The organism is Rhodopseudomonas palustris HaA2 (genome assembly GCF_000013365.1).
In the GTDB taxonomy this organism is placed as follows: Bacteria; Pseudomonadota; Alphaproteobacteria; order Rhizobiales; family Xanthobacteraceae; genus Rhodopseudomonas; species Rhodopseudomonas palustris_J.
In genome coordinates this window covers 4,785,508-4,808,712 of record NC_007778.1, presented here as the reverse complement: position 1 = coordinate 4,808,712, position 23,205 = coordinate 4,785,508, and the positions used below count along the sequence as shown (strand labels likewise).

At 65.5% G+C, this 23,205-nt stretch carries 20 protein-coding genes; 18 read left to right on the top strand and 2 right to left on the bottom strand.

Going from position 1 to position 23,205, the window contains the following annotated elements; all coding sequences use genetic code 11:
* The first annotated feature begins 242 nt into the window (after positions 1–242).
* The 3 genes from RPB_RS21300 (at position 243) to RPB_RS21290 (ending at position 3,353) form a co-directional block, all read left to right on the top strand.
* On the top strand, positions 243–905 hold the full coding sequence (locus RPB_RS21300; RefSeq protein ID WP_011443106.1) for a Crp/Fnr family transcriptional regulator: 663 nt from the start codon (positions 243–245) through the stop codon (positions 903–905).
* Between the two features lie 138 nt (positions 906–1,043).
* Positions 1,044–1,649 carry a nuclear transport factor 2 family protein gene (locus RPB_RS21295; protein WP_011443105.1) on the top strand — a complete coding sequence of 202 codons (606 nt, stop codon included), beginning with the start codon at positions 1,044–1,046 and terminating at the stop codon, positions 1,647–1,649.
* A 165-nt stretch (positions 1,650–1,814) separates the two neighbouring features.
* Positions 1,815–3,353: a class I adenylate-forming enzyme family protein gene (locus RPB_RS21290; protein ID WP_011443104.1), complete on the top strand. Its 1,539-nt coding sequence runs from the start codon at positions 1,815–1,817 to the stop codon at positions 3,351–3,353.
* Positions 3,354–3,443: 90 nt separating this feature from the next.
* Here RPB_RS21290 and RPB_RS21285 read toward each other — a convergent pair whose 3' ends face one another.
* Positions 3,444–3,659 (bottom strand): SlyX family protein, encoded by a 216-nt coding sequence (locus RPB_RS21285; RefSeq protein WP_011443103.1) that lies wholly within the window; start codon positions 3,657–3,659, stop codon positions 3,444–3,446.
* 203 nt (positions 3,660–3,862) lie between these two features.
* Here RPB_RS21285 and ggt point away from each other — a divergent pair, with 203 nt between their 5' ends.
* Entirely contained in the window at positions 3,863–5,449 is a 1,587-nt protein-coding gene (gene ggt / locus RPB_RS21280; RefSeq protein WP_011443102.1) for a gamma-glutamyltransferase, read from the top strand.
* Positions 5,450–5,522: 73 nt separating this feature from the next.
* Entirely contained in the window at positions 5,523–6,518 is a 996-nt protein-coding gene (locus tag RPB_RS21275) for a D-2-hydroxyacid dehydrogenase family protein (protein ID WP_011443101.1), read from the top strand.
* A 92-nt stretch (positions 6,519–6,610) separates the two neighbouring features.
* Here RPB_RS21275 and RPB_RS21270 read toward each other — a convergent pair whose 3' ends face one another.
* Positions 6,611–6,826 carry a CsbD family protein gene (locus RPB_RS21270; RefSeq protein ID WP_011443100.1) on the bottom strand — a complete coding sequence of 72 codons (216 nt, stop codon included), beginning with the start codon at positions 6,824–6,826 and terminating at the stop codon, positions 6,611–6,613.
* Between the two features lie 455 nt (positions 6,827–7,281).
* Here RPB_RS21270 and RPB_RS21265 point away from each other — a divergent pair, with 455 nt between their 5' ends.
* The 13 genes from RPB_RS21265 to RPB_RS21205 all read left to right on the top strand — a co-directional run bounded on the left by RPB_RS21265 (position 7,282) and on the right by RPB_RS21205 (position 23,177).
* Positions 7,282–9,915 carry a hybrid sensor histidine kinase/response regulator gene (locus tag RPB_RS21265; RefSeq protein WP_011443099.1) on the top strand — a complete coding sequence of 878 codons (2,634 nt, stop codon included), beginning with the start codon at positions 7,282–7,284 and terminating at the stop codon, positions 9,913–9,915.
* Positions 9,916–10,011: 96 nt separating this feature from the next.
* Complete coding sequence (locus RPB_RS21260) at positions 10,012–10,494, top strand: VOC family protein (RefSeq protein ID WP_011443098.1); 483 nt, start codon at positions 10,012–10,014, stop codon at positions 10,492–10,494.
* A gap of 93 nt (positions 10,495–10,587) precedes the next feature.
* Entirely contained in the window at positions 10,588–11,694 is a 1,107-nt protein-coding gene (locus RPB_RS21255; protein WP_011443097.1) for an efflux RND transporter periplasmic adaptor subunit, read from the top strand.
* 16 nt (positions 11,695–11,710) lie between these two features.
* Positions 11,711–14,851, top strand: coding sequence for an efflux RND transporter permease subunit (locus RPB_RS21250; RefSeq protein WP_011443096.1), 3,141 nt, complete (start codon positions 11,711–11,713; stop codon positions 14,849–14,851).
* Positions 14,852–14,869: 18 nt separating this feature from the next.
* On the top strand, positions 14,870–15,484 hold the full coding sequence (locus RPB_RS21245; protein ID WP_011443095.1) for a TetR/AcrR family transcriptional regulator: 615 nt from the start codon (positions 14,870–14,872) through the stop codon (positions 15,482–15,484).
* A gap of 15 nt (positions 15,485–15,499) precedes the next feature.
* The gene (locus tag RPB_RS21240; RefSeq protein WP_011443094.1) at positions 15,500–16,117 is read left to right on the top strand and encodes a flavin reductase family protein; all 618 of its coding nucleotides are present in this window, start codon (positions 15,500–15,502) and stop codon (positions 16,115–16,117) included.
* A gap of 98 nt (positions 16,118–16,215) precedes the next feature.
* Positions 16,216–17,016: a DeoR/GlpR family DNA-binding transcription regulator gene (locus RPB_RS21235; RefSeq protein WP_041798947.1), complete on the top strand. Its 801-nt coding sequence runs from the start codon at positions 16,216–16,218 to the stop codon at positions 17,014–17,016.
* Positions 17,017–17,283: 267 nt separating this feature from the next.
* Positions 17,284–18,825 (top strand): glycerol-3-phosphate dehydrogenase, encoded by a 1,542-nt coding sequence (gene glpD, locus RPB_RS21230; protein WP_011443092.1) that lies wholly within the window; start codon positions 17,284–17,286, stop codon positions 18,823–18,825.
* Complete coding sequence (locus tag RPB_RS21225) at positions 18,822–19,901, top strand: ABC transporter ATP-binding protein (RefSeq protein ID WP_011443091.1); 1,080 nt, start codon at positions 18,822–18,824, stop codon at positions 19,899–19,901. Before glpD ends, RPB_RS21225 begins: the two co-directional genes overlap by 4 nt.
* Before the next feature lie 12 nt (positions 19,902–19,913).
* Positions 19,914–21,017: an ABC transporter ATP-binding protein gene (locus tag RPB_RS21220; protein WP_011443090.1), complete on the top strand. Its 1,104-nt coding sequence runs from the start codon at positions 19,914–19,916 to the stop codon at positions 21,015–21,017.
* Positions 21,017–21,919, top strand: coding sequence for a carbohydrate ABC transporter permease (locus RPB_RS21215; RefSeq protein WP_011443089.1), 903 nt, complete (start codon positions 21,017–21,019; stop codon positions 21,917–21,919). The genes RPB_RS21220 and RPB_RS21215 overlap by 1 nt, the downstream gene beginning before the upstream one ends.
* Positions 21,919–22,725, top strand: a complete 807-nt coding sequence (locus tag RPB_RS21210) for a carbohydrate ABC transporter permease (protein WP_011443088.1) — start codon at positions 21,919–21,921, stop codon at positions 22,723–22,725. Before RPB_RS21215 ends, RPB_RS21210 begins: the two co-directional genes overlap by 1 nt.
* 125 nt (positions 22,726–22,850) lie before the next feature.
* A complete protein-coding gene (locus RPB_RS21205; RefSeq protein WP_011443087.1) occupies positions 22,851–23,177 on the top strand; it encodes a DUF2160 domain-containing protein in 327 nt (108 codons plus the stop codon).
* The last annotated feature ends 28 nt before the right edge of the window (positions 23,178–23,205 follow it).

The window sequence follows — 23,205 nt, the reverse complement described above, 5'->3', positions numbered from 1 at the left end:
GGCGATCCGCGAGCCGATCCGTCCACGGATCGCGCCTCCGCCGCCGCCCGATCGCGTCTTGAGGAATCGCGCGCGTGCGACCACACGCGCGGTCGTCGGCGGTCGCTGTCGCCACCACCCGTTTGAAACGATGACGGCGAGACCTCGTACCTTCACTAGGAATGGAGTTTTTACCAGCGTTTTCAGGCTACGGCAGTCTATCATTTGAGCCGCATCAGCTTCGCAGGGAGTTGGAGAGGCCAATGAAGCTGGAAGCCGACTTCGACTATCGAGAGTACTTCTCCAGGCCGGGCGCTGGGAAGGCGCTGCTGCGGTTTGCGCGGGATCAGGTGATCTTCTCCCAAGGCGATGCCGCCGACAACGTCTTCTTTCTGCTCGAGGGTCGGATCAAAGTCGTCGTGTTGTCCGCGCAGGGCAAGGAGGCTGCGACCCGGCTGGTGGAGTCCGGGCAGTTCTTCGGCGACGGCTGCCTGATCGGCGATGAAACCCGATACGCGACCACGATCGCGATGCGCGATTGCGTCGTCGCCTCGATCAACAAATGCCGGGTGATCGAGGCCTTGCGCACCGAGCCGGATTTCGCCGAACTGTTCATTCGCCATCTGCTGATCCGCAACCGCGGGATGGAAGAGGATCTGATCGATCAGCTGTTCAATTCGAGCGAGAAGCGGCTGGCGCGGTTGCTACTGCGTCTGTCGAAGCTCGACGATGACGGCAGCGCGCAACCGATCGCGCCGCATATCAGCCAGGAGACGCTGGCCGAAATGATCGGCACCACCCGCTCGCGCGTCAGCTTCTTCATGAACAAGTTCCGCAAGCTCGGTCTGATCAGCTACGATCGCAACATCGAGGTGCATCCGCGGCTGAGCGCGATGTTGCAGGATCGCTCTCAGGCCCGCAACTGAGACCGGGCGGAGGCACAGGCCTGATACCGGGCTCGCCCCCAACGCCAGGCAGAGCACGGCTGCATCCCGCCCCCTCGCGCTTTGTGCGGCCGTTTGTATAGTGGCGCCGCGCAACAAGACGCGGGACGGAAACGGCAGATGGACGTGGCGTGGCAGGACCGGCTCGCGATTCGCGACCTGATCGAGAATTGGGTGGTGTGGCGGGACGCCGGAGACTGGGAGCGCTTCCGGACGGTCTGGTTCGACGACGGCCGGATGATGGCGACCTGGACGCAAGGCACCGCCGACGAATTCATCGCGATGAGCCAGGCCGGCTGGGCCAAGGGCGTTTCGATCCTGCATTTCCTCGGCGGGCAGGCGATCGATCTGGCGGGGCCCCGCGCGATCTCCCAGACCAAAATGACGATCGCGCAGCGCGCTGTCGTGCACGATGTTCAGGTCGACGTGGTCTGCACCGGGCGGTTCTATGATTTCCTCGAGAAACGCGATGGCCGCTGGGGCTTCGTGCTGCGTCAACCGATCTACGAAAAGGACCGGATGGATCCGGTCGATCCCGCGGCGAAGCTGTCGCTCGATCCCGCATCGCTCGCGCAATTCCCCGAGGGCTATCGGCACCTCGCTTATCTGCAGAGCCAGATCGGCTACCAGATCAAGCGCGACATGCCGGGCCTGAAAGGCGCGGCGGTGGAGCGGCTTTACGCCAGCGGCGCGGCGTGGTTGAGGGGAGAGAAGCTGGATCGGTAGGCTTTCGACGCCGTCGGCGTCATCCTGAGGTGCGCGCATCTTTGCGCGCCTCGAAGGATGGGCCACACGTGCCGCTGTCATCCTTCGAGGCTCGCTTCGCTCGCGCCTCAGGATGACGAGTCTTGCTACTATACAGAGCCAACAAGAAACCAACCGGAGACCGAAATGCCCGACTTTATCACCCTCGATACGCTGGTGCGCAACACGGCCCAGGCGCATCCGGACCGGATCGCGGTGATCGACGGCGAGCGGCAATTGCGCTACGCGGAATTCGATGCGCTGATCGACCGGGTCGCAGCCGCCCTGCAACGCGACGGCGTGCAACCGACCGACGCGATCTCGATCTGCGCACTGTCCTCGCTCGAATATGTCGCGACCTTCCTCGGCGCGTTGCGCGCGGGCGTCGCGGTGGCGCCGCTGGCGCCGTCATCGACCGCGCAGGACTTCGCGGCGATGGTGAAGGACGCCTCGGCGAAGGTTCTGTTCACCGACGATTTCGCCGCCGACGCGATGAAGGCGGCCGCGATCGATCCCGGGATCCGCCGCGTGGCGCTCGACGGTGGGGCGAGCGGCGCCGCCTTTGCGGACTGGATCGCTGCGGCGGACCAAAAGCCGACGCCGCTCGCGATCGATCCGGAATGGGTGTTCAACATCATCTATTCGTCGGGCACCACCGGCACGCCGAAGGGCATCGTCCACACCCACTATCTGCGCTGGCGGCAATATGGCCAGCTCGATCCGCTCGGCTACGGCCCAGACGCGGTGACGCTGCTGTCGACGCCGCTGTATTCCAACACGACGCTGGTGTGCTTCAACCCGACGCTGGCCGGCGGCGGCACGCTCGTGCTGATGAAGAAGTTCGACGCCAAGGGCTTCCTCGACCTCGCGCAAAAACATCGCGTCACCCACGCGATGCTGGTCCCCGTGCAGTATCGCCGCATCATGGCGCTGCCGGAATTCGGCGATTACGACCTGTCGTCCTTCGTCGGCAAGTTCTGCACCTCGGCGCCGTTCGCGGCCGAGCTGAAGCGCGACATTCTCGCGCGCTGGCCCGGCGGCCTCACCGAGTATTACGGCATGACCGAGGGCGGCGGCTCCTGCGCGCTGCTCGCGCACGAACATCCCGACAAGCTCGCTACCGTCGGCCAGCCGATGCCTGACCATGAGATTCGGCTGATCGACGAGGCCGGCAATTTCGTCGCCCAGGGCGAGATCGGCGAGATCGTCGGCCGCTCCGCGGTGATGATGCAGGGCTATCTCAACCAGCCGCAGAAGACCGCCGAGACGTTCTGGACCGATAAGGACGGCAACCGCTGGGTGCGCACCGGCGACATCGGACGGTTCGACGAGGACGGCTTTCTGACCTTGATGGACCGCAAGAAGGACATGATCATCTCCGGCGGCTTCAACATCTATCCGAGCGACATCGAGGCGATCGCGAGCCAGCATCCCGACGTGCTCGAAGTCGCGGTGGTCGGCATGCCTTCGGAAGACTGGGGCGAGACGCCCGTCGCCTTCGCGGTGCCGCGCCCGGGCGCAGCGCTCGATCCGGCCGATCTGAGGGCCTGGACCAATGCCAAGGTCGGCAAGACCCAGCGGCTGTCCGATGTGACGTTGGTGGAGACCCTGCCGCGCAGCGCGATCGGCAAGGTGCTGAAACGCGAACTGCGCGATCAGCGGCTGGCGGCAGCGGGGAGGGACTAAACACCCTCCCCCTCCAGGGAGGGTGAAGAGAGCCCCGCCACAGATCAGATTGCGGGCTGGCGCAAGACCGCGCGCGACGACCGCACTACCTCAGTAATGCGGCGGGCGTTCGTTGGCGGGGGCGGCGACGCTGGTTTCGGCCTGAGCGAGGCGATCGGACAGCGCCGCGATCTGCCGTGTCAGGGCGTCGATCTGCTGCCATTGCGCGGTGACGGCCTGGTTCAGGGTCTCGATGGTCTCGTCCTGATAGGTCAGGCGCATCTCCAACGCCTCGATGCGCGCGCTGAGGGATTGATCGTCGGCCATCGGACCGCTCCAATGCTGTGCGGGCTCGCCGCGAGAGCGCGATGATCTATCAGCCGCCGAGGCGGCGCGAAACCCCGCGCCATCGGCAGATCGTGATCGGCGCGGCGCAAGGCATGCAGTGGCGAGGATTGCCCCCGCCCGCCGGAATATGCCAATTAGGCCGGCGCCGAAGTGCGGCGCGGTGAACCAATGAGCTTGTTCCCATGAGGAATTTCCACTTCGCCGGCCGGTCCACGGTCCATGCCCGCAATGCCATGGTGGCGACCTCGCATCCGCAGGCGGCGCTCGCCGCGATCGAGATTCTGCAGGCCGGCGGCACCGCGGCCGACGCCGCGATCGCGGCCTCCGCGCTGCTGGCGGTGATCGAACCGCAATCGACCGGCATCGGCGGCGACTGCTTCGCGCTGTACCAGCCCAAAGGCACCGGCAAAATCGTCGCCTATAACGGCTCCGGCCGGGCGCCGGCGGCCGCCAAGGCCGAGTGGTTTCTGGAACGCGGCATCGACGCCATTCCGCTGACCAGCCCGCATTCGGTGACGATCCCCGGCGCCATCGATGCCTGGGCGACGATCCTGCGCGACCACGGCCGGTTCGGCTTCGACAAATTGCTGCAGCCGGCGATCAAGGCGGCGGCCGAAGGCTACGTGGTGGCGCCGCGGGTCGCGTTCGACTGGAAGAACGGCTTTGCGAAGCTGAAGAAGGGCCACAACACCGAGCGCTATCTGCTGCCGAACGGCGAGGCCGCTGTGACCGGCGACGTCATCAAGCAGCCGGAGCTGGCGCAGACGCTGCGCCTGATCGCCGACAACGGACCGGATGCGTTCTACAAGGGCTCGGTCGCCGAGGATATGGTCGAGACGCTGCGCGGGCTCGGCGGCCTGCACACGCTGGAGGATTTCGCCGGCCACACCACCGAAACCACGTCGCCGCTCGGCACCCTCTACAAGGGCTTCGACGTCTGGCAGTGCCCGCCGAACGGTCCGGGCATCACCATGCTGGTGATGCTGAACATCCTCAGCCGGTTCGATCTGACGAAGTTCGGCCCGCTCAGCGTCGAGCGCTTCCATCTCGAAGCGGAAGCGGCGCGGATCGCCTATATGATGCGCGAGCTTCACATCGGCGACCCCGGCCATGTCGAAGTCGACGTCATCCGCATTCTGGCGCGCGACTTCGCCGAGGAGCATTTCAGCAAGATCGCGCTCGACAAGATCCTGGACCTGCCGAAGGTGTCGCCGCCGATGAACCCGTCGACGGTGTACATCACCGTGGTCGACGAAGACCGCAACGTCTGTTCGTTCATCAACTCGATCGCGCATTCGTTCGGGTCGGCGATCGTCACCGACAAGACCGGCATCCTGCTGCAGAATCGCGGCGCCGGCTTCCGCATTCAGCCCGGCCATCCGAACTGCATCGCGCCGAACAAGCGGCCGTTGCACACCATCATCCCGGCGCTCGCCACCGAGAACGGCCGGGCGCGGATGTCGTTCGGCGTGATGGGCGGCCAGTACCAGCCGGTCGGTCAGGTCCGCGTGCTGACCAACATGCTCGACTACGGGCTCGACGTGCAGGAGGCGATCGATCTGCCGCGCGGCTTGCACTACGAGAACATCTATCAGCTCGAGGAGGGCGTGCCCGCCGCGACGGTCGAGGGCCTGAAGGCGCTCGGCCATCAGGTCGCGCCGATCGGCCCGCCGCACGGTGGCGGCCAGGCGATCTGGATCGACTGGGAGAAGGGAACGCTCACCGGCGGCTCGGACCCGCGCAAGGACGGCTGCGCGCTGGGCTACTGAGGGTCGAGGCCAGCGCCGCTGGCCTCGCTCCTTCCACCACGAGAATAACCACCGCAACGGGAGCTTGCGCCGCGTGAAAGTCGCCATTCTCGACGATTACTTCGACACGCTGCGCACGCTGAACTGCTTCGGCCGGCTGCAAGGCCACGACGTCACGGTGTTCAACGATCACGTCCAGGACACCGATGCGCTGGCTTCGCGGCTGCGCGACACCGAGGCGCTGGTGCTGATCCGCGAGCGGACGCAGATTCGTGCCGCCCTGCTGGAGAAGCTGCCGCGGTTGAAGCTGATCAGCCAGCGCGGCGTCTATCCCCACATCGATGTCGACGCCTGCACGCGGCTCGGAATCGTCGTGTCGTCGAACATGAGCGCCGGCGCGCCGTCCTATGCGGCGGCGGAATTGACCTGGGGCCTGGTGCTGGGGGCGATGCGGCAGATCCCGCAGCAGATGGCGGCGCTGAAGGCCGGCGTCTGGCAGATCGGCGTCGGTCACACGCTGCGTGACAAGACGCTCGGCATCTACGGCTACGGCCGGATCGGCCGCGTCGTGGCGGGCTACGGCCGCGCCTTCGGCATGACCGTGCTGGTCTGGGCGCGCGAGCCCAATCTCGCCGAGGCGCGCGCCGACGGTTATCAGATCGCCGGCAGCAAGGAAGACTTGTTTGCCCACAGTGACGTGCTGTCGCTGCACATGCGCTTGATCGACGCCACCCGCGGCATCGTCACGCGCGCGGATCTGGCGCGGATGAAGCCGACGGCGCTGCTGGTCAACACCAGCCGCGCCGGACTGATCGAGCAGGGGGCCCTCGTCGCGGCGCTCCGCGCCGGGCGTCCCGGCATGGCGGCGATCGATGTGTTCGACACCGAGCCGCTGCGCGATCCGCAGGATCCGCTACTGGCGATGGACAACGTCGTTGCCACGCCGCATATCGGCTACGTGTCGCGTGACGAATACGAGCTGCAATTCGGCGATATCTTCGAGCAGATCGTCGCCTATGCGGCGGGCGAGCCGATCAATGTGGTCAACCCCGCATCACTGTCCTCGTCGCGGTCCTCGTCGCGGCGCTGATCCCGGCTTCCAAACGCAGAAAGACCGGCCGGAGGCCGGTCTTTCGTTGTGATCGCGGGCGGGTAAACGTCACGCGATCAATCAGGTCGCGCTCAGAGGTTGCGGTGCGCGGCGTCGGACACCTTGTCGGTGGTGTCCTTGACGGCTTCCTTGGCGTCGCCCATCGCCTTCTGGCCCTTGCCCTTGATTTCCTGCACGGCGCCTTCGCCCTGCAGCTTCTCGGAGCCGGTGGCCTCGCCGATTCCCTGCTTGGCCTTGCCGGTCATCTCGTTGGCGGTGCCCTTGATCTTGTCCATCGTGCTACCCATCGAAATTCTCCTTTGATCTCACAAGCCGCACTGACTGTGCGCTTCGTAACGACAACGGCAGTGTCGGTCGCCGGTTCCGGGATTTATCGTCGCAGATCGCGTTGAAAAGACGGAACAAAAGCTGCCCGGGGAAATCGCGGTGACGATGATGCCAGGCAAGTCGATCGGCCACGTCTCACTGCGATGAGCATTATTGCTCAGTACGATTCACGGGCAAGTTTCGGCAATTGTTAACTGCCGTCGTTATCCCTGCAGGGCTCGCGGCTAAATTAACGCCTCGGAAGCCAGGCGGTCCCATGGTCCCTCCACGATCGGCCGGGGTCGCCAGATACCCGGGCGATACGCGATACGCGGCGCCGGGAAGACAGCGGCCGACCGCGCAGGTATGATCACCTTGTCAGGCCCTCAGGTGATTGGATGCAGAACTCGACGAGCGGCCGAGAGAGCGTTGCGAGATGTCCGGCCTGCGGCAGGTGATGATGACGGCACGGGGAACGGGGGGTGACTGGTCTTCTCGGTTCGCCTTCTGGTTCGGCGGCCGCGGCGCCGGCACCCTGACACCTGCAAATGTCGACGAACGCGAGATGCGTCTCATCCGCGCCGCGCAGATCCACAGCGTCAGCCGGCTGGTGCCGGTGACGATGTCGATCAACATGATCAACGCGACGCTGGTCCTGGTGGCGTTCTGGGACAACAACTCCCGCTTCTTCCTGCTGGCGTGGTTCGGCTCGATCGGCATCGCGGCGGCGCTGGCGATGCGGTCCTGGCTCAAGACGCGGCACAATCCGCCGCGCGAGGCCTCCGCGAATGCGATCCGGCGGATGAGCGCGCAGGCGCTGATGCTCGGCCTGATCTGGGGCGCAATGCCGATTGTGCTGTTTCCCAACGCCGAACCGACCGATCAGTTGATCATCGGCTGCCTTGTGACGGGCATGATGTCCGGCGGCGCGTTTGCGCTGTCCACGGTGCCGCGCGCGGGCCTTGCCTATACCTGGTCGATGGTGCTCGGCTCTGCGATCACGCTGATGCTGTGCACCGGCACCGGCTATCAGATCACCATGATTTTTCTGATGCTCTACGCCGTGTTCATGTCGCGGAATCTGGTCTCGCATGGCGAGATGTTCTTCGACAATCTCTGCGCGCAGTTCGAGCTGGAGCGCAACACCGAGATCATCTCGTTGCTGCTCAAGGACTTTCAGGCCAACGCCAGCGACTGGCTGTGGCAGACCGATTCCGAGTGCCGGCTGGTGCACGTGCCCGACCGCTTCGTCGAAGTCGCGCGTCTTCCCGTCAATATCCTGCGCGGCGCACAACTCTCCGACGTGCTCGGCATGCTGTGCCCGGAAGACGGCCGCTGTGCGGCCGCAGTCGCCGCCAAGATGGCGTTGCGCGAGCCGATGCACGAGCTCGTCGTGCATGTGATGATCGGCGGCACCCAGCGCCTGTGGTCGCTGACGGCGCGGCCGATGCTCGATCACAATGGCGAGTTCACCGGCTATCGCGGCGTCGGGCGCGACGTCACCGAGCGGTGGCGGGCCGAGCAGGCCGAGGCCGAGAACCGGGCGAAGTCCGACTTCCTCGCGATGATGAGCCACGAAATCCGCACGCCGATGAACGGCGTGCTCGGGCTCGCCAATTCGCTGCTCGAGACCAAGCTCGATCCGGAGCAGCAGCACGCGGTCACGACGATCCGCGATTCCGGCGACAATCTGCTGCGGATCCTCAACGACATCCTCGACCTGTCGAAGCTCGAAGCCGGCCGCATCGAGTTCGAACAAGTCAACTTCTCGCCGTCGGTGCTGGTCGATGCGGTGCGCTCCATCGTCGAGCCGAATGCGCGCGCCAAAGGACTGACGCTGAAGATCGATGTCGATCCGCGGCTGCCGCCGGCTCTGACCGGCGACGCCCAGCGCATTCGACAAGTGCTGCTCAACCTCGCCTTCAACGCGGTCAAATTCACCGATCGGGGGGGCGTCACCATCGTGCTCACCTGCGTGAGGCGGGACGATGCCTACGCCACGATCGAGTGGCAGGTCACCGACACCGGCATCGGAATTCCGCTCGATCGGGTCGGCTCGCTGTTCACCGATTTCGCGCAGGGCGACGTGTCGATCAATCGCCGCTTCGGGGGCACGGGTCTCGGGCTCGCGATCAGCCGGCGCATCGTCGAGCAGATGGGCGGCGCCATCGATGTAACCTCGAAGCCGGGTGAGGGCTCCACCTTCCGGTTCAGCCTCGACCTGCCGTGGACCAATGCGCTGATCTCGGACTATCGGCTCGACCGCGTCGGCAACGACGATCTGCGAACCCGGATCGCGATGCTCGGGCATCCGCTGCGGGTGCTGATCGCCGAAGACGATGCCACCAACCAGATGGTGGTCCTGAAGATGCTTCAGGAATTCGTCGCCGAAACGCGGGTCGTGTCCGATGGGGCCGAAGCGTTGCGCGCGTTGGCCGAGGAGGAATTCGACGTCGTTCTGATGGATGTGCGAATGCCGACGATGGACGGCCTTGCCGCGACCCGTGCGATCCGTGCCCAGGGCGGTGCGTTCGCCAAGCTGCCGATCATCGCCCTGACGGCGAATGCGTTCCCGGACGACATCAGGACCTGCCGCGAAGCCGGCATGAGCGACTTTCTCGCCAAGCCGCTGCGCAAGCCGGCGCTGGTGGCCGCCGTGCTGCGCGCTCTGCGTGGTGGCGGCGGCGTCGCGACCTTCGGTCCGCCGGCGCCTCTGGCTCCGCCTCCGCCGCTCGATCTGAATATCCTGACCGAGCTGACCGAGGAGATCGGCCGCGAACAGGTCAACGAAATGGTGGCCCTGTTCTTCAGCGAAACCGAACGCCGGATCGCCTTGTTTCGCGGGTTCGGCGATGCCATCGACCGCGACGTGCTGGCGATCGAGGCCCACGCGATGAAGGGTGGCGCCGCGACGCTGGGATTTGCCACCATCGCCGAGGTTGCGCGCGCCATCGAACTGGGGGCGACGATCGTGTCGGTGGAAGCTCTCGAGGCGCAAACCGTTCAACTCGCCAAGTCGCTGGCCGAATTGCGCCGCCACTGCGAGGGCAGCTTTCGGCTGGCGAGCTGAGGCGGCTTCGCCGGCCCCGGTCCGCGATCGATTCCAGCGGTGTCGGAATCGGCGATGCTCCTTCGTCCTCGGCATGACGCTTCAAGGAGTCGTGCCATGTCGAAGATTACGCCGTGCCTTTGGTTCGCCAGCGAAGCCGAGGAGGCGGCGAATTTCTACGTTTCGCTGCTGCCCGACTCGCGGATCGAAACCGTGCAGCGCAGCGTGGTCGATACGCCCGGCGCCCCGGCGGGGGCGATCCTGCTGGTCGAGTTCATCCTCGCCGGTCACCGCTACATGGCGCTCAACGGTGGCACGCCGATGAATTTCACCCACGCCGTGTCCTTCATGATCGATTGCAAAGACCAGACCGAGGTCGACCGGCTGTGGGATGCGCTGCTCGACGGCGGCGTGGCGGATCAGTGTGGCTGGCTGCGGGATCGCTACGGGTTGTCCTGGCAGATCGTCCCGTCGATCCTGCCCAAGCTGTTCAACGGCCCAGACCGCGACGGCGCCCAACGGGCGATGCAGGCGATGATGGAGATGGTGAAGCTCGACGGCGACGCGCTGCAACGAGCCTACGATGGTGCGGCAGTATAGCGCAGGACCCTCTGAAATCGTGATCACTGACGATTATTGACAATCGTCAGTGATCATTCGACAGTTCCGCCGTCGCTTTTTGAGGGCCTGTCGATGTTTGCGCATCCGATGTTCGATGGATTGTTCCGGCTGTTCGCGGGCTTCATGCTCGCGCTTGTGGCGCTCGCTCTGGCCGGATGTGATGAGCAGAAGGCCACCCGGGATCGTCCAGCGCGGCCTGTTCTGGTCGACACTGTCTACTATGCCGCCGCTTCGCCGAAGCGCAGCTTTGTCGGAACGATTCGGCCGCGGATCGAAACCGATATCGGCTTTCGGGTCGCCGGCAAGGTCGCTCAGCGCCTCGTCGAGGTCGGCCAGACGGTGGAGCCCGGCCAGACGCTGGCGTTGCTCGACCAGACCGATCTCAAATTGCAAGCCGAGCAGGCGGACGCCGAGCACAGCGCGGCCAAGGGCGTGCTGGCGCAGGCGAGGGCCTCGGAAAATCGCGCCAAGGAGCTCCGCGCCAAAGGCTGGGCGACCGAGGCTCAGATGGACCAGGCGCGCGCGGCCGCCGACGAGGCGCGCGCCCGCTTTGCCCGCGCCGAGCGCTCGGTCGACCTGACCCGCAACGCGCTGTCCTACGCCAGCCTGGTGGCCGACACCCGTGGCGTCGTCACCGCGGCGCTGATCGACTCCGGACAGGTGGTCTCGGCGGGGCAGGCGGCCTTCCGCATCGCGCGGTTCGGCGAGAAGGAGGCGGTGGTGGCGATCCCGGAGACGCTGATCACCCGGGCGACCCAGGGCGTCGCCAGCGTTTCGCTGTGGTCGGAGCCGGGTCGCAGCTATGCGGCGAAGCTGCGGGAGGTCGCGCCGATGGCCGATCCCGCGACCCGCACGTTTCTCGCCAAGTTCACCCTGCCCGATGCCGACGACCGCGTCGTGCTCGGGATGACCGCGACGCTGACGCTGGCCGATCCGGACACGCTCCGCGTCGCCCGGGTGCCGCTGTCGGCGCTGTTCAATCAGGGTGGCACGCCGTCGGTCTATGTCGTGGACTCCGCCGGACAGGTGACGCTGAAGCCGGTGACGGTGAAGGCCTATGAGACCGAGAAGGTCGTGATCGGCGGCGGCGTCGAGGACGGCGCCAAGGTGGTCGTGCTCGGGGTGCAGAAGCTCGATCCGGCCGAGAAGGTTCGGGTCGTGTCGTCGCTGTCGTTCTAGATCACGCGGGGGCCCGATGCGTTGGTTCAATCTGTCGGCGTGGGCGGTCGCGCATCCGGCGCTGATCTTGTTCCTCATCGTGGCGTTGGGCGTCTCCGGGATCTACTCGTATCAGCGGCTCGGTCGCGCCGAGGATCCGTCGTTCACTGTCAAGGTCGCGGTGATCTCGGTGATCTGGCCGGGCGCCACCGCCAGAGAAATGCAGGAACAGGTCGCCGACCCGATCGAGAAGAAACTGCAGGAACTGCCGTATTTCGAGAAGGTGCAGACCTATTCGAAAGCGTCCTTCGCGGCGATGCAGGTGACCTTCCGCGACTCGACGCCGCCGCCCGAAGTGCCGCATCTGTTCTATCTGCTGCGCAAGAAGCTGTGGGACGTCGCGCCGCAGCTTCCGAGCGATCTGATAGGACCGACCATCAACGACGAATACAGCGACGTCGATTCCATCCTGTACATGATGACCGGCGACGGCGCCGACTACGCGCAGCTGAAGAAGACGGCCGAAGGCCTGCGTCAGCGCCTGCTGAAAGTCGACAACGTCACCAAGGTCAACGTCTACGGCACCCAGGACGAGCGGATCTATGTCGAGTTCTCGCACGCCAAGCTCGCCACGCTCGGCCTGACGCCGCAAGCGCTGTTCGACTCCCTCGCCAAGCAGAATGCGGTGACGCCGGCGGGCATCGTGGAGACCTCGTCGCAGCGTGTGCCGCTGCGTGTCACCGGTGCGCTCGACGGCGTCAAGGCGGTGGCCGAGACGCCGGTCGAAAGCAACGGCCGACTGTTCAGGCTCGGCGACATCGCCACCGTCTCGCACGGTTATGTCGATCCGACCGACTACATGGTGCGGCAGAAGGGCCAGCCGGCGATCGGCATCGGCGTGGTCACCGCGCGGGGCGCCAACATTCTCGAACTCGGCGAGCAGGTGAAGGCCGCGACCGCGGAGTTCATGGGCGAGGTGCCGCAGGGCATCGAGATCGAGCAGATCGCCGATCAGCCGTTGGTGGTCAAGCACGCCGTCGGCGAGTTCATGATGTCGTTCATCGAGGCGCTGGTGATCGTCCTGTTCGTGTCGTTCCTGGCGCTCGGTTGGCGCACCGGCATCGTGGTGGCGCTGTCGGTGCCGCTGGTGCTGGCGATCGTCTTCATCGTGATGAACGTCATGTCGCTCGACCTCCACCGCATCACGCTCGGCGCGCTGATCATCGCGCTCGGACTATTGGTCGACGACGCCATCATCGCGGTCGAGATGATGGTGGTGAAGATGGAGCAGGGCTGGGATCGCGCCCGCGCCGCGTCCTTCGCATGGGAATCGACCGCGTTTCCGATGCTGACCGGCACGCTGGTCACCGCGGTGGGGTTTCTGCCGATCGGCTTCGCCAATTCCTCGGTCGGCGAATATGCCGGAGGCATTTTCTGGATCGTGGCGATCGCGCTGGTCGCGTCGTGGTTCGTCGCGGTGATCTTCACGCCCTATATCGGCGTCAAGCTGCTGCCGGATTTCGCCGGCAAGAAGGGCCACAATCCCGACGAGGTGTATCACACGAGGATCTATCGCGCGTTGCGCGCCGGCGTCGCCTGGTGCGTGCGCTGGCGCGGCACCGTCGTGCTGGCCACGGTCGGCATCTTCGTCGCATCGGTGGTCGGCTTCGGCCACGTTCAGCAGCAGTTCTTCCCGCTGTCCGAGCGGCCCGAACTGTTCCTGCAGTTGCGCCTGCCGGAAGGCACGGCGTTCAACGTCACCATGAACACCGTCAAGCAGGCCGAGACGCTGCTCAAGGACGACGGCGATATCGCCACCTATACCGCCTATGTCGGCAAGGGCTCGCCTCGGTTCTGGATGGGGCTCAATCCGCAGCTGCCCACCGAATCCTTCGCCGAGATCGTGATCGTCGCGAAGGACGTCGCGTCGCGCGAACGGATCAAGGCGCGGCTCGAACAGGCGGCGCATGACGGCCGGCTCGCCGAGGCGCGGGTCCGCGTCGACCGTTTCAACTTCGGCCCGCCGGTCGGCTTTCCGGTGCAGTTCCGAGTGATCGGTTCGGACGCCGCCAAGGTGCGCGAGATCGCCTACCAGGTCCGCGACGTGGTCAAGGCCAATCCCAACGTGATCGATCCGCATCTCGACTGGAACGAGCAATCACCCTATCTGAAACTCGCCGTCGATCAGGACCGCGCCCGCGCGCTCGGATTGACGCCGCGAGACGTCTCCCAGGCGCTGGCGATGCTTATCTCCGGCACGCAGGTGACGACGGTGCGTGATGGCGTCGAAAAGATCGGCGTGGTCGCCCGCGCGGTGCCGTCGGAACGGCTCGATCTCGGCCGGATCGGCGAACTGACCATCACCGCGCGCAACGGCGTGGCGGTACCGCTGTCGCAAGTCGCCAAGGTCGAATATGCGCACGAGGAGCCGATCCTGTGGCGGCGCAACCGCGACATGGCGATCACCGTGCGCGCCGACGTCGTCGACGGTGTGCAGGCGCCGGACGTCACCAATGCGATCTGGCCGCAACTCGAGAAGATCCGCGCCGGCCTGCCGTCCGCCTACCGGATCGAGACGGGCGGCGCGATCGAGGAATCCGCCAAGGGCAATGCGTCGATCTTCATCCTGTTTCCGGTGATGGTGATCGTGATGCTGACGCTGCTGATGATCCAGTTGCAGAGCTTCCCGCGGCTGCTGCTGGTGTTCCTCACCGCGCCGCTCGGCGTCATCGGCGCTTCGCTCGGCCTCAACGTCGCCAATGCGCCGTTCGGCTTCGTCGCGCTACTCGGGCTGATCGCGCTGGCCGGCATGATCATGCGCAACACCGTCATTCTGGTCGATCAGATCGAGACCGACGTCGCGCAGGGTTCGACCCGGCGCGTCGCGATCGTCGAGGCCACCGTGCGCCGGGCCCGGCCGGTGGTGCTGACGGCGCTCGCGGCGATCCTGGCGATGATCCCGCTGTCGCGTTCCGCCTTCTGGGGGCCGATGGCCATCACCATCATGGGCGGCCTGTTCGTCGCCACCTTCCTGACGCTGTTCTATCTGCCGGGGTTGTACGCGCTGTGGTTCCGCAACAGCCTCGATGAACGCGGTGGTGACAGCGCCGCCGATCCTGCGCCGCAGCATGGGGACCAGGCGCAGCCTGCGTTTCCGCTTGCCGCAGCGGCCGAATAATTCAACATTGGTTTCCTGATGACGTTGACGTCCGACAATACCGAAGCCGATATGCGGCACCGCATCCTCGTGGTCGCGGAGCGGCTGTTCCGTCAGATCGGCTATCAGAAGACCACCGTGGCCGACATCGCCAAGGTGCTGCAGATGAGCCCGGCGAATGTGTACCGCTTCTTCGATTCGAAGAAGGCGATCCACAAGGGCGTGGCGCGGCATCTGATGGGCGAGGTCGAGCAGGCCGCGGACAGCATCGCGGCGGCGCGGGGCCCTGCGGCCGAGCGGCTGCGCGATCTGCTCACCACCGTGCACCGCATGAACTGCGAGCGCTACATCGGCGACGAGAAGTTGCACGAGATGGTCGCGATCGCGATGGAGGAGAACTGGGACGTCTGCGTCAGCCATATGCAGCACGTCACCGGACTGATCGGCAAGGTCATCGCGGAGGGCGCCGAGAGCGGCGAGTTCGCCGTTGCCAACGTGCCGATGGCGGCGCAGTGCACCTGCACCTCGATGATGCGTTTCTTCCACCCGCAAATGATCGCGCAGGCGTTCCACAAGGACGGGCCGACGCCCGATCAAATGATCGACTTCGTGCTGGCCGGGCTTGGTGCTAAGAGACGGGCGATATCCCCCTAGCGCCGAGGCGACTGCGTGACCGACCTGCACTCCTACGAACCCTCCAACGGCCATGGCCTCAAGCACGATCCGTTCAACGCCATCATCGCGCCGCGGCCGATCGGCTGGATTTCGTCCTGCGACGCCGAGGGCCACGTCAACCTCGCGCCTTACAGTTTCTTCAATGCCTTCAACTACACGCCGCCGCTGATCGGCTTCTCCTCGACGGAGCGGAAGGACACCGTTGCCAACATCGAGCAGACCGGCGAATTCGTCTGGAATCTGGTGACGATGGATCTGGCTCATGCGATGAATGCGACGGCCGCGACGGTTCCCCCTGAGGTCGACGAGTTCGAATTGGGCAAGCTCACCAAGCTGCCGAGCCGCCTGGTGAAGCCGCCGCGCGTCGCCGAGAGCCCGGTGTCGTTCGAATGCCGGATGTCCGACATTATCCAACTCAAGGCCGCCGACGGCACCAGGACCGATGCCTGGCTGACGATCGGCGAGGTCGTCGCGGTGCACATCGACAAGCGGCTGATCAAGGACGGCGTCTATCAGACCGCACTGGCCCGCCCGATCGTCCGCGCCGGCCGTCGCGGCGACTATTTCGAGATCCGGCCCGACGCGATGTTCGAGATGCCGCGCCCCGCCTGACGCGCTGCAGCAATGCCTGTCGACGCCGCCTCCGCCCAGCCGAATTGACCTGCGGCGCGAACGCTCGCACGATGGAGCAAATCGCCTCGGGTGTTCGCGTGACTGCTCTGAGCCATCGCCAATCGGAAATTCTCAATCTGGCCCGCGCCTCCGGACGGGTGATGGTGGACGATCTCGCCCGCCGCTTCGACGTCTCGGCACAGACCATCCGCAAGGATCTCAATGACCTGTGCGACCAGCGCTCGCTGACCCGCATTCACGGCGGCGCCATCATCGCCTCCGGGGTCGAGAATCTCGCCTATGAGGCGCGCCGCTTCGTCGCCGCCGAGGAAAAACGGGCGATCGGCGTTGCGGCGGCCTCGCAGATCCCCGACGGCTGCTCGCTGTTCATCAACATCGGCACGACGACGGAGGAGGTCGCGAGCGCCCTGACCTCGCACCAGGATCTGCTAGTGATCACCAACAACCTCAACGTCGCGATGCTGCTGTACAAATATCCCCGGATCGAGGTCATCGTCGCCGGCGGCACCGTGCGTCGCTCCGACGGCGCGGTCATCGGCTCGGCGGCGATCGGCCTGATCGGCCAGTTCAAGGTCGACTACGCGATCATCGGCGCCTCGGCGATCGACGAGGAGGGCGCCTTGCTCGATTTCGACTATCGCGAGGTGCAGGCGTCGCAGGCGATCATCGCCAACGCCCGCAGCGTGATGCTGGTCGCCGATTCGACCAAGTTGCGGCGTAGCGCGCCGGTCCGGATCGCGCATCTCAGCCAGATCCAGACCTTCGTCACCGACGAGGCGCTGCCGCCGGCGCTGCAGAGCATCTGCGATACGCGCGGTATCGAAGTGATTGCGGCGTTGCCCAAGCGCGCCGACGATCTCGATGAGAGCGCTGCCTAGAGCTTTTCCGGTTCTGATGGAATCAGAACCGGAGCCCTAGATTCTTGATTTGACGCGTTTTCTCTACGCGTACCGGTATCCACTTCGCTCGAAAACGCTATAGCGAGCCCTGCCGATTACAATCAGTGATTGTGACTTGGTCGCCTCAATGCGACAGGCATGTCACATCGTGCTTGCTTTCGTTTTTGATTGTGTTTTATTTCATCGCGAAAGAAATACGACAAAAGCGAAAGCTGCAGTGCAGCAATTTCGCAACAGGGAGGTGTCGTGGACAGGGTTTTCGATCTCGCAATTATCGGCGGCGGGATCAACGGCTGTGGCATCGCGCGCGACGCGGCCGGCCGTGGCAACTCCGTTTTCCTGTGCGAGATGAACGATCTGGCCAGCGGCACCTCGTCCTGGTCGACCAAGCTGATCCATGGCGGTCTGCGCTATCTCGAATATTTCGAGTTTCGCCTGGTCCGCGAGGCGCTGATCGAGCGCGAGCGGCTGTGGCAGATCGCGCCGCACATCATCGGTCCGCTGCGTTTCGTGTTGCCGCATCATTCCGGGTTGCGGCCGGCCTGGCGGCTGCGGCTCGGCCTGTTTCTCTACGACTATATCGGCGGGCGTCGACTGCTGCCGCCGACGCGCTCCGTCGATCTCGCCCATGACGAGGTCGGCAAGCCGCTGATCCCCGGGCGCTTCACCCGTGGTTTCGAATACTCCGATTGCTTCGTCGACGACGCGCGCCTCGTCGTGCTCACCGCGCGCGACGCCGCCGAGCGCGGCGCCGAGATCCGCACCCGCACCCGCGCGGCGCAGGTTCGGCAGAGCGGCGGCATCTGGGAGGTGACGCTCGAAGACACGCAGAGCGGCGTGCGCAACACGATCCGGGCGCGCGCGCTGGTCAATGCAGCGGGCCCATGGGTCGAGGCGGTGCTGGCTTCGGGCGCCGGCGTCAACGCCGCCTCCAAGGTGCGGCTGGTGCAAGGCTCGCACATCGTGGTGCCGAAGCTGTACGATCACGACCGTGCCTATATCTTTCAGAATGCCGACGGCCGCATCGTGTTCGCGATTCCCTATCAGGGCGACTTCACCCTGATCGGCACCACCGACCGCGACTATGACGGCGATCCCTCGCAGGTGAAGGCGACGCCGGACGAGATCAGCTATCTGTGCGACGCCGTCAGCGCGTATTTCGCCGGGCCGGTGAAGCCGGCTGACGTCGTCTGGACGTTCTCCGGCGTGCGCCCGCTGTACGACGACGGCGCCAGCGAGGCCAAGGCCGCGACCCGCGACTACGTGTTCGAATTGGATACGCCGGGCGGCGCACCGCTGCTGTCGATCTACGGCGGCAAGATCACCACCTATCGCCGACTGTCCGAAGAGGCGCTGGAGAAGCTCGCGCCCTATCTGAAGGGCAAGACCGCCAAGGAGGGCTGGACCGCGCACCAGCCGTTGCCGGGCGGCGACTTTCCGGTCGACGGCGCACCCGCGCTGATCACTGAACTGACCCGCGACTATCCGTTCCTTTCCGCAGCGCACGCGCACCGCCTGGTGCACGCCTACGGCACCCGCGCGCGCGATCTGCTCGGTGCGGCGCGGTCGATGGCCGACCTCGGCTGCGACTTCGGTGCCACATTGACGGAGGCGGAGGTCCGCTATCTGATCAACCGCGAATGGGCTTGCAGCGCGGACGACATCGTCTGGCGGCGATCCAAGCTCGGCCTGCGGCTGCCGCCGTCCGCGCTCGCCGCCATCGACCAATGGATCGCCGCGTTCCGCGCGTCCGAAAAGCCGCAGCAGCACGCGGGAGGCCGGGCATGAGCGTGAGCCTGGACAACGTCACCCGGACGATCGACGGGCTGCCGGCGATCTGCGACGTGTCGCTGACGCTGGAGCGCGGCACGCTGAGCGTGCTGCTCGGACCGACGCTGTCCGGCAAGACCTCGATCATGCGGCTGCTCGCCGGCCTCGACAAGCCGAATTCCGGTCGCGTCCTGGTCGACGGCCGGGACGTCACCGGGGCCGACGTACGCAAGCGCTCGGTGGCGATGGTCTATCAGCAGTTCATCAACTACCCGTCGCTGACGGTGTACGAGAACATCGCCTCGCCGCTGCGGGTGCAGCGCAAACCGCGCGCCGAGATCGAGCAGCGCGTGCAGGAGGCGGCGCAGCTGCTCAAGCTCGAGCCGTATCTGAAGCGCACGCCCTTGCAGCTCTCCGGTGGTCAGCAGCAGCGCACCGCGATCGCCCGGGCGCTGGTCAAGGGCGCGGATCTGGTGCTGCTCGACGAACCGCTGGCCAATCTCGACTACAAGCTGCGCGAGGAACTGCGCACCGAACTCCCGCGGATCTTCGAAGCCTCCGGCGCGATCTTCGTCTATGCCACCACCGAGCCGTCCGAGGCGCTGCTGCTCGGCGGCCGCACCATCTGCATGTGGGAGGGCCGGGTGCTGCAGACCGGGCCGACACCGCAGGTCTATCGTCGGCCCGACACGCTACGCGTCGCGCAGGTGTTTTCCGATCCGCCGCTCAACATCGTCGGCGCCGAGAAGAAGAGCGGCACCGTGCATTATGCGGGAGGCGTCACCGCGCCCGCGACCGGCGTCTTCGAAGGCCTCGGCGATGGCGTCTATCGGGTCGGTTTCCGCGCTCACCAGATCGCGGTGGCGCGCGGCGACGCCGACCGCCACGGCTTTCAGACGACGGTCGCGGTGACGGAAATCACCGGCTCGGAGAGCTTCGTGCATCTGCGGCGCGGCGACGACAATTGGGTCGCGGTGCTGCACGGCGTCCACGAATTCGAGCCCGGCCAGACGCTCGACGCGGTGCTCGATCCTGCCAATCTGTTCGTGTTCGACGCGGCCGACCGCCTCGTCGCCGCGCCGAAGCCGATGTGACGGAGAGGGCCGATGGCGCGCATTGACCTCGTGGACCTGGCTCACTCCTACCTCGTCGGCGACGATCTGCCGCCGGCTGCCTATGCGCTGAAGCCGGTATCGATGACCTGGCGGCAGGGCGGCGCCTATGCACTCCTCGGCCCCTCCGGCTGCGGCAAGACCACGCTGCTCAATCTGATTTCCGGCATCGTGACGCCGTCGCGCGGCAAGATCCTGTTCGACGGCACCGACGTCACGCGGCTGTCGACCCGCGAGCGCAACATCGCGCAGGTGTTCCAGTTTCCGGTGATCTACGACACCATGACGGTGCGGGAGAATTTGGCGTTTCCGCTGAAGAATCGCGGCGTGCCGAAGCCTGAGATCGACAGGCGCGTCGCCGAGATCGCCGATCTGCTCGACCTCACGCCGAATCTGGGGCGCAAGGCGACGCGGCTGACCGCCGACGCCAAGCAGAAGATCTCACTCGGCCGCGGCCTGGTCCGCTCCGACGTCGCCGCGATCCTGTTCGACGAACCGCTCACGGTGATCGATCCGCATCTGAAGTGGGAGTTGCGCTCCAAGCTGAAGGCGCTGCATCGCGCGCTGGATCTCACGATGATCTACGTCACCCACGACCAGACCGAAGCGCTGACCTTCGCCGACACCGTCGTCGTCATGCATGACGGCCGTGTGGTGCAAAGCGGCACGCCGGAGGAACTGTTCGAGAAGCCGGCGCACACCTTCGTCGGTTACTTCATCGGCTCGCCCGGCATGAACATCGTGCCGGCGCAGATCCGCGGCCGCGAGGCGCTGATCGACGGCCATGCGATCACACTCGCCCGCGGCTACGACAATCTGCCATCCGGGGCCAAGATCGAGATCGGGGTGCGGCCGGAATTCGTGCACCTCACCGCGAAGGCGCCGGGGTTTTTGTCCGGCCGCATCGAGCGGATCGACGACCTCGGCCGCATCCGTTTCGCCTGGGTGCGGGTCGGCGGCGTCCGCTTCGCCGCGCGGGTCCCGGACGGATTCTCCGCCGACGGCGACGAGGTCGGTCTGATGATCGAACCGTCGCGCGTCCACGTCTATGCCGACAGCGAGATCGTCGAAGGAAGCGCGCTGGAGCAGGTCGCCTGATGGAGAAGATCGTCAACCAGAAGGCCTGGTTCCTGGTGCTGCCGGTGTTCGCCATCGTCGCGTTCTCGGCGATCCTGCCGCTGATGACGGTGGTGAACTATTCGGTGCAGGACACCTTCGGCAACAACCAGTTCTTCTGGAACGGCGTCGGCTGGTTCAAGGAACTGCTCGATCCCTCGACCGATCTCGGCGGCCGGTTCTTCGCCTCGCTGGGGCGCAATCTGGCGTTCTCGGCGATCATCCTCGCCATCGAAGTCCCGCTCGGAATCGTGGTCGCGCTGGCGATGCCGCGCCACGGCTGGTCGGTCGCGTTCTGCCTGGTGATCATGGCGTTGCCGCTGTTGATCCCGTGGAACGTGGTCGGCACCATCTGGCAAATCTTCGGCCGGCCCGACATCGGCCTGATGGGCTACACGCTGAACAGCCTCGGCATCAATTACAACTACGTCTCCAACGAATTCGACGCCTGGGCCACGGTGGTGGTGATGGACGTCTGGCACTGGACCAGCCTGGTGGCGCTGCTTTGCTATGCCGGCCTGAAGTCGATCCCGGACGCCTATTATCAGGCGGCGCAGATCGACGGCGCGTCGCGCTGGGCGGTGTTCAAGGCGATCCAGCTGCCGAAGATGCACCGGGTGCTGCTGATCGCCGTGCTGCTGCGGTTCATGGACAGCTTCATGATCTACACCGAACCCTTCGTCGTCACCGGCGGCGGGCCGGGCAATTCCACGACCTTCATCTCGATCGAGCTGGTCAAGATCGCGCTCGGCCAGTTCGACCTCGGCAAAGCCGCGGCGCTGTCGATCGTCTACAATCTGATCATCATCATCGTGTGCTGGGTGTTCTACACCGTGATGACCAACGCCGGCGCCGAGCGCCGGCAGACCCCCGGGAGCGCCTGATGCACTCGATCCCCGGTCGCCGCATCGTGATGGCGTGCTATCTGATCTTCCTGATGCTGCCGATCTACTGGCTCGTCAACATGAGCTTCAAGACCAACGGCGAGATCGTCTCGACGATGACGCTGTGGCCGCACCAGCCGACGCTGGAGAACTACCGGACGATCTTCACCGATCCGAGCTGGTATTCGGGCTATATCAACTCGCTGCAATACGTCGTCATCAACACCGTGCTGTCGATCTCGTTCGCGCTGCCGGCGGCCTACGCGTTCTCGCGCTACCGCTTCCTCGGCGACAAGCATTTGTTCTTCTGGCTACTGTCCAACCGGATGGCGCCGGCCGCGGTCTACGCGCTGCCGTTCTTCAACCTGTATTCGGCGATCAATCTGTTCGATACGCCATGGGCGGTGGCGCTGGCGCATTGCCTGTTCAACGTGCCGCTGGCGGTGTGGATCCTCGAGGGCTTCGTCTCCGGCGTGCCGCGCGAGATCGACGAGACCGCGTTCCTCGACGGCTATTCGTTCCCGCGCTTCTTCGTCAAGATACTGATGCCGCTGATCGCCAGCGGCATCGGCGTCGCGGCGTTCTTCTGCTTCATGTTCTCGTGGGTCGAACTGCTGCTGGCGCGGACGCTGACTTCGGTCAACGCCAAGCCGATTTCCGCGGTGATGACCCGCACCGTCTCGGCCGCCGGCATGGACTGGGGCCTGCTCGCCGCCGCCGGCGTCCTGACCATCATCCCGGGCGCGCTGGTGATCTGGTTCGTCCGCAACTACATCGCGCGCGGCTTCGCGCTCGGTCGGGTGTGAGGATTTGAAATGATAGACCGACGCCGTCATTGCGAGGAGCGAAGCGACGACGCAATCCAGCTCCGTGCACTGCGCCCTGGATTGCTTCGCTTCGCTCGCAATGACGAAGTTTGCGGGGGCTGACCATGGATCACTTCGCATGGATGGCGTGGACCTGGCCGACCGCGATCTTCTTCGTCGCGCTCGCCGGCACGCTCGGCACCATGACCTGGCTGGCGCTCGCCTATCCCGAGGTCGAGCGGGTCGGCGTGCTGAGGATTCCGACGACGCGTGGCGACCGGCTGTTCGTGTCGCTGATCCTCGCCGCCGTGATCCATCTGGTCTGGATCGCGGTGGTCGGGAGCGACCCGCTGCTGACGCTGCCGCTCGGAGAGGGAATCGAAGTGTCGAGCCTGTGGCTCGGCACGTTGTTGTCGCTGCTCGTCGCCGTCGCGGTGTTCCGCACGGTGTGAGCGGTGCAACGAGAAGCAGATCCGGGAT

Excerpts from the sequence above, each read along its gene's own strand:
- RPB_RS21300 (WP_011443106.1), top strand. The coding sequence starts at position 243 with ATGAAGCTGGAAGCCGACTTCGACTATCGAGAGTACTTCTCCAGGCCG.
- RPB_RS21295 (WP_011443105.1), top strand. The coding sequence starts at position 1,044 with ATGGACGTGGCGTGGCAGGACCGGCTCGCGATTCGCGACCTGATCGAG.
- RPB_RS21290 (WP_011443104.1), top strand. The coding sequence starts at position 1,815 with ATGCCCGACTTTATCACCCTCGATACGCTGGTGCGCAACACGGCCCAG.
- RPB_RS21285 (WP_011443103.1), bottom strand. The coding sequence starts at position 3,659 with ATGGCCGACGATCAATCCCTCAGCGCGCGCATCGAGGCGTTGGAGATG.
- ggt (WP_011443102.1), top strand. The coding sequence starts at position 3,863 with ATGAGGAATTTCCACTTCGCCGGCCGGTCCACGGTCCATGCCCGCAAT.
- RPB_RS21270 (WP_011443100.1), bottom strand. The coding sequence starts at position 6,826 with ATGGGTAGCACGATGGACAAGATCAAGGGCACCGCCAACGAGATGACC.
- RPB_RS21265 (WP_011443099.1), top strand. The coding sequence starts at position 7,282 with ATGTCCGGCCTGCGGCAGGTGATGATGACGGCACGGGGAACGGGGGGT.
- RPB_RS21260 (WP_011443098.1), top strand. The coding sequence starts at position 10,012 with ATGTCGAAGATTACGCCGTGCCTTTGGTTCGCCAGCGAAGCCGAGGAG.
- RPB_RS21255 (WP_011443097.1), top strand. The coding sequence starts at position 10,588 with ATGTTTGCGCATCCGATGTTCGATGGATTGTTCCGGCTGTTCGCGGGC.
- RPB_RS21250 (WP_011443096.1), top strand. The coding sequence starts at position 11,711 with ATGCGTTGGTTCAATCTGTCGGCGTGGGCGGTCGCGCATCCGGCGCTG.
- RPB_RS21245 (WP_011443095.1), top strand. The coding sequence starts at position 14,870 with ATGACGTTGACGTCCGACAATACCGAAGCCGATATGCGGCACCGCATC.
- RPB_RS21225 (WP_011443091.1), top strand. The coding sequence starts at position 18,822 with ATGAGCGTGAGCCTGGACAACGTCACCCGGACGATCGACGGGCTGCCG.
- RPB_RS21220 (WP_011443090.1), top strand. The coding sequence starts at position 19,914 with ATGGCGCGCATTGACCTCGTGGACCTGGCTCACTCCTACCTCGTCGGC.
- RPB_RS21215 (WP_011443089.1), top strand. The coding sequence starts at position 21,017 with ATGGAGAAGATCGTCAACCAGAAGGCCTGGTTCCTGGTGCTGCCGGTG.
- RPB_RS21210 (WP_011443088.1), top strand. The coding sequence starts at position 21,919 with ATGCACTCGATCCCCGGTCGCCGCATCGTGATGGCGTGCTATCTGATC.
- RPB_RS21205 (WP_011443087.1), top strand. The coding sequence starts at position 22,851 with ATGGATCACTTCGCATGGATGGCGTGGACCTGGCCGACCGCGATCTTC.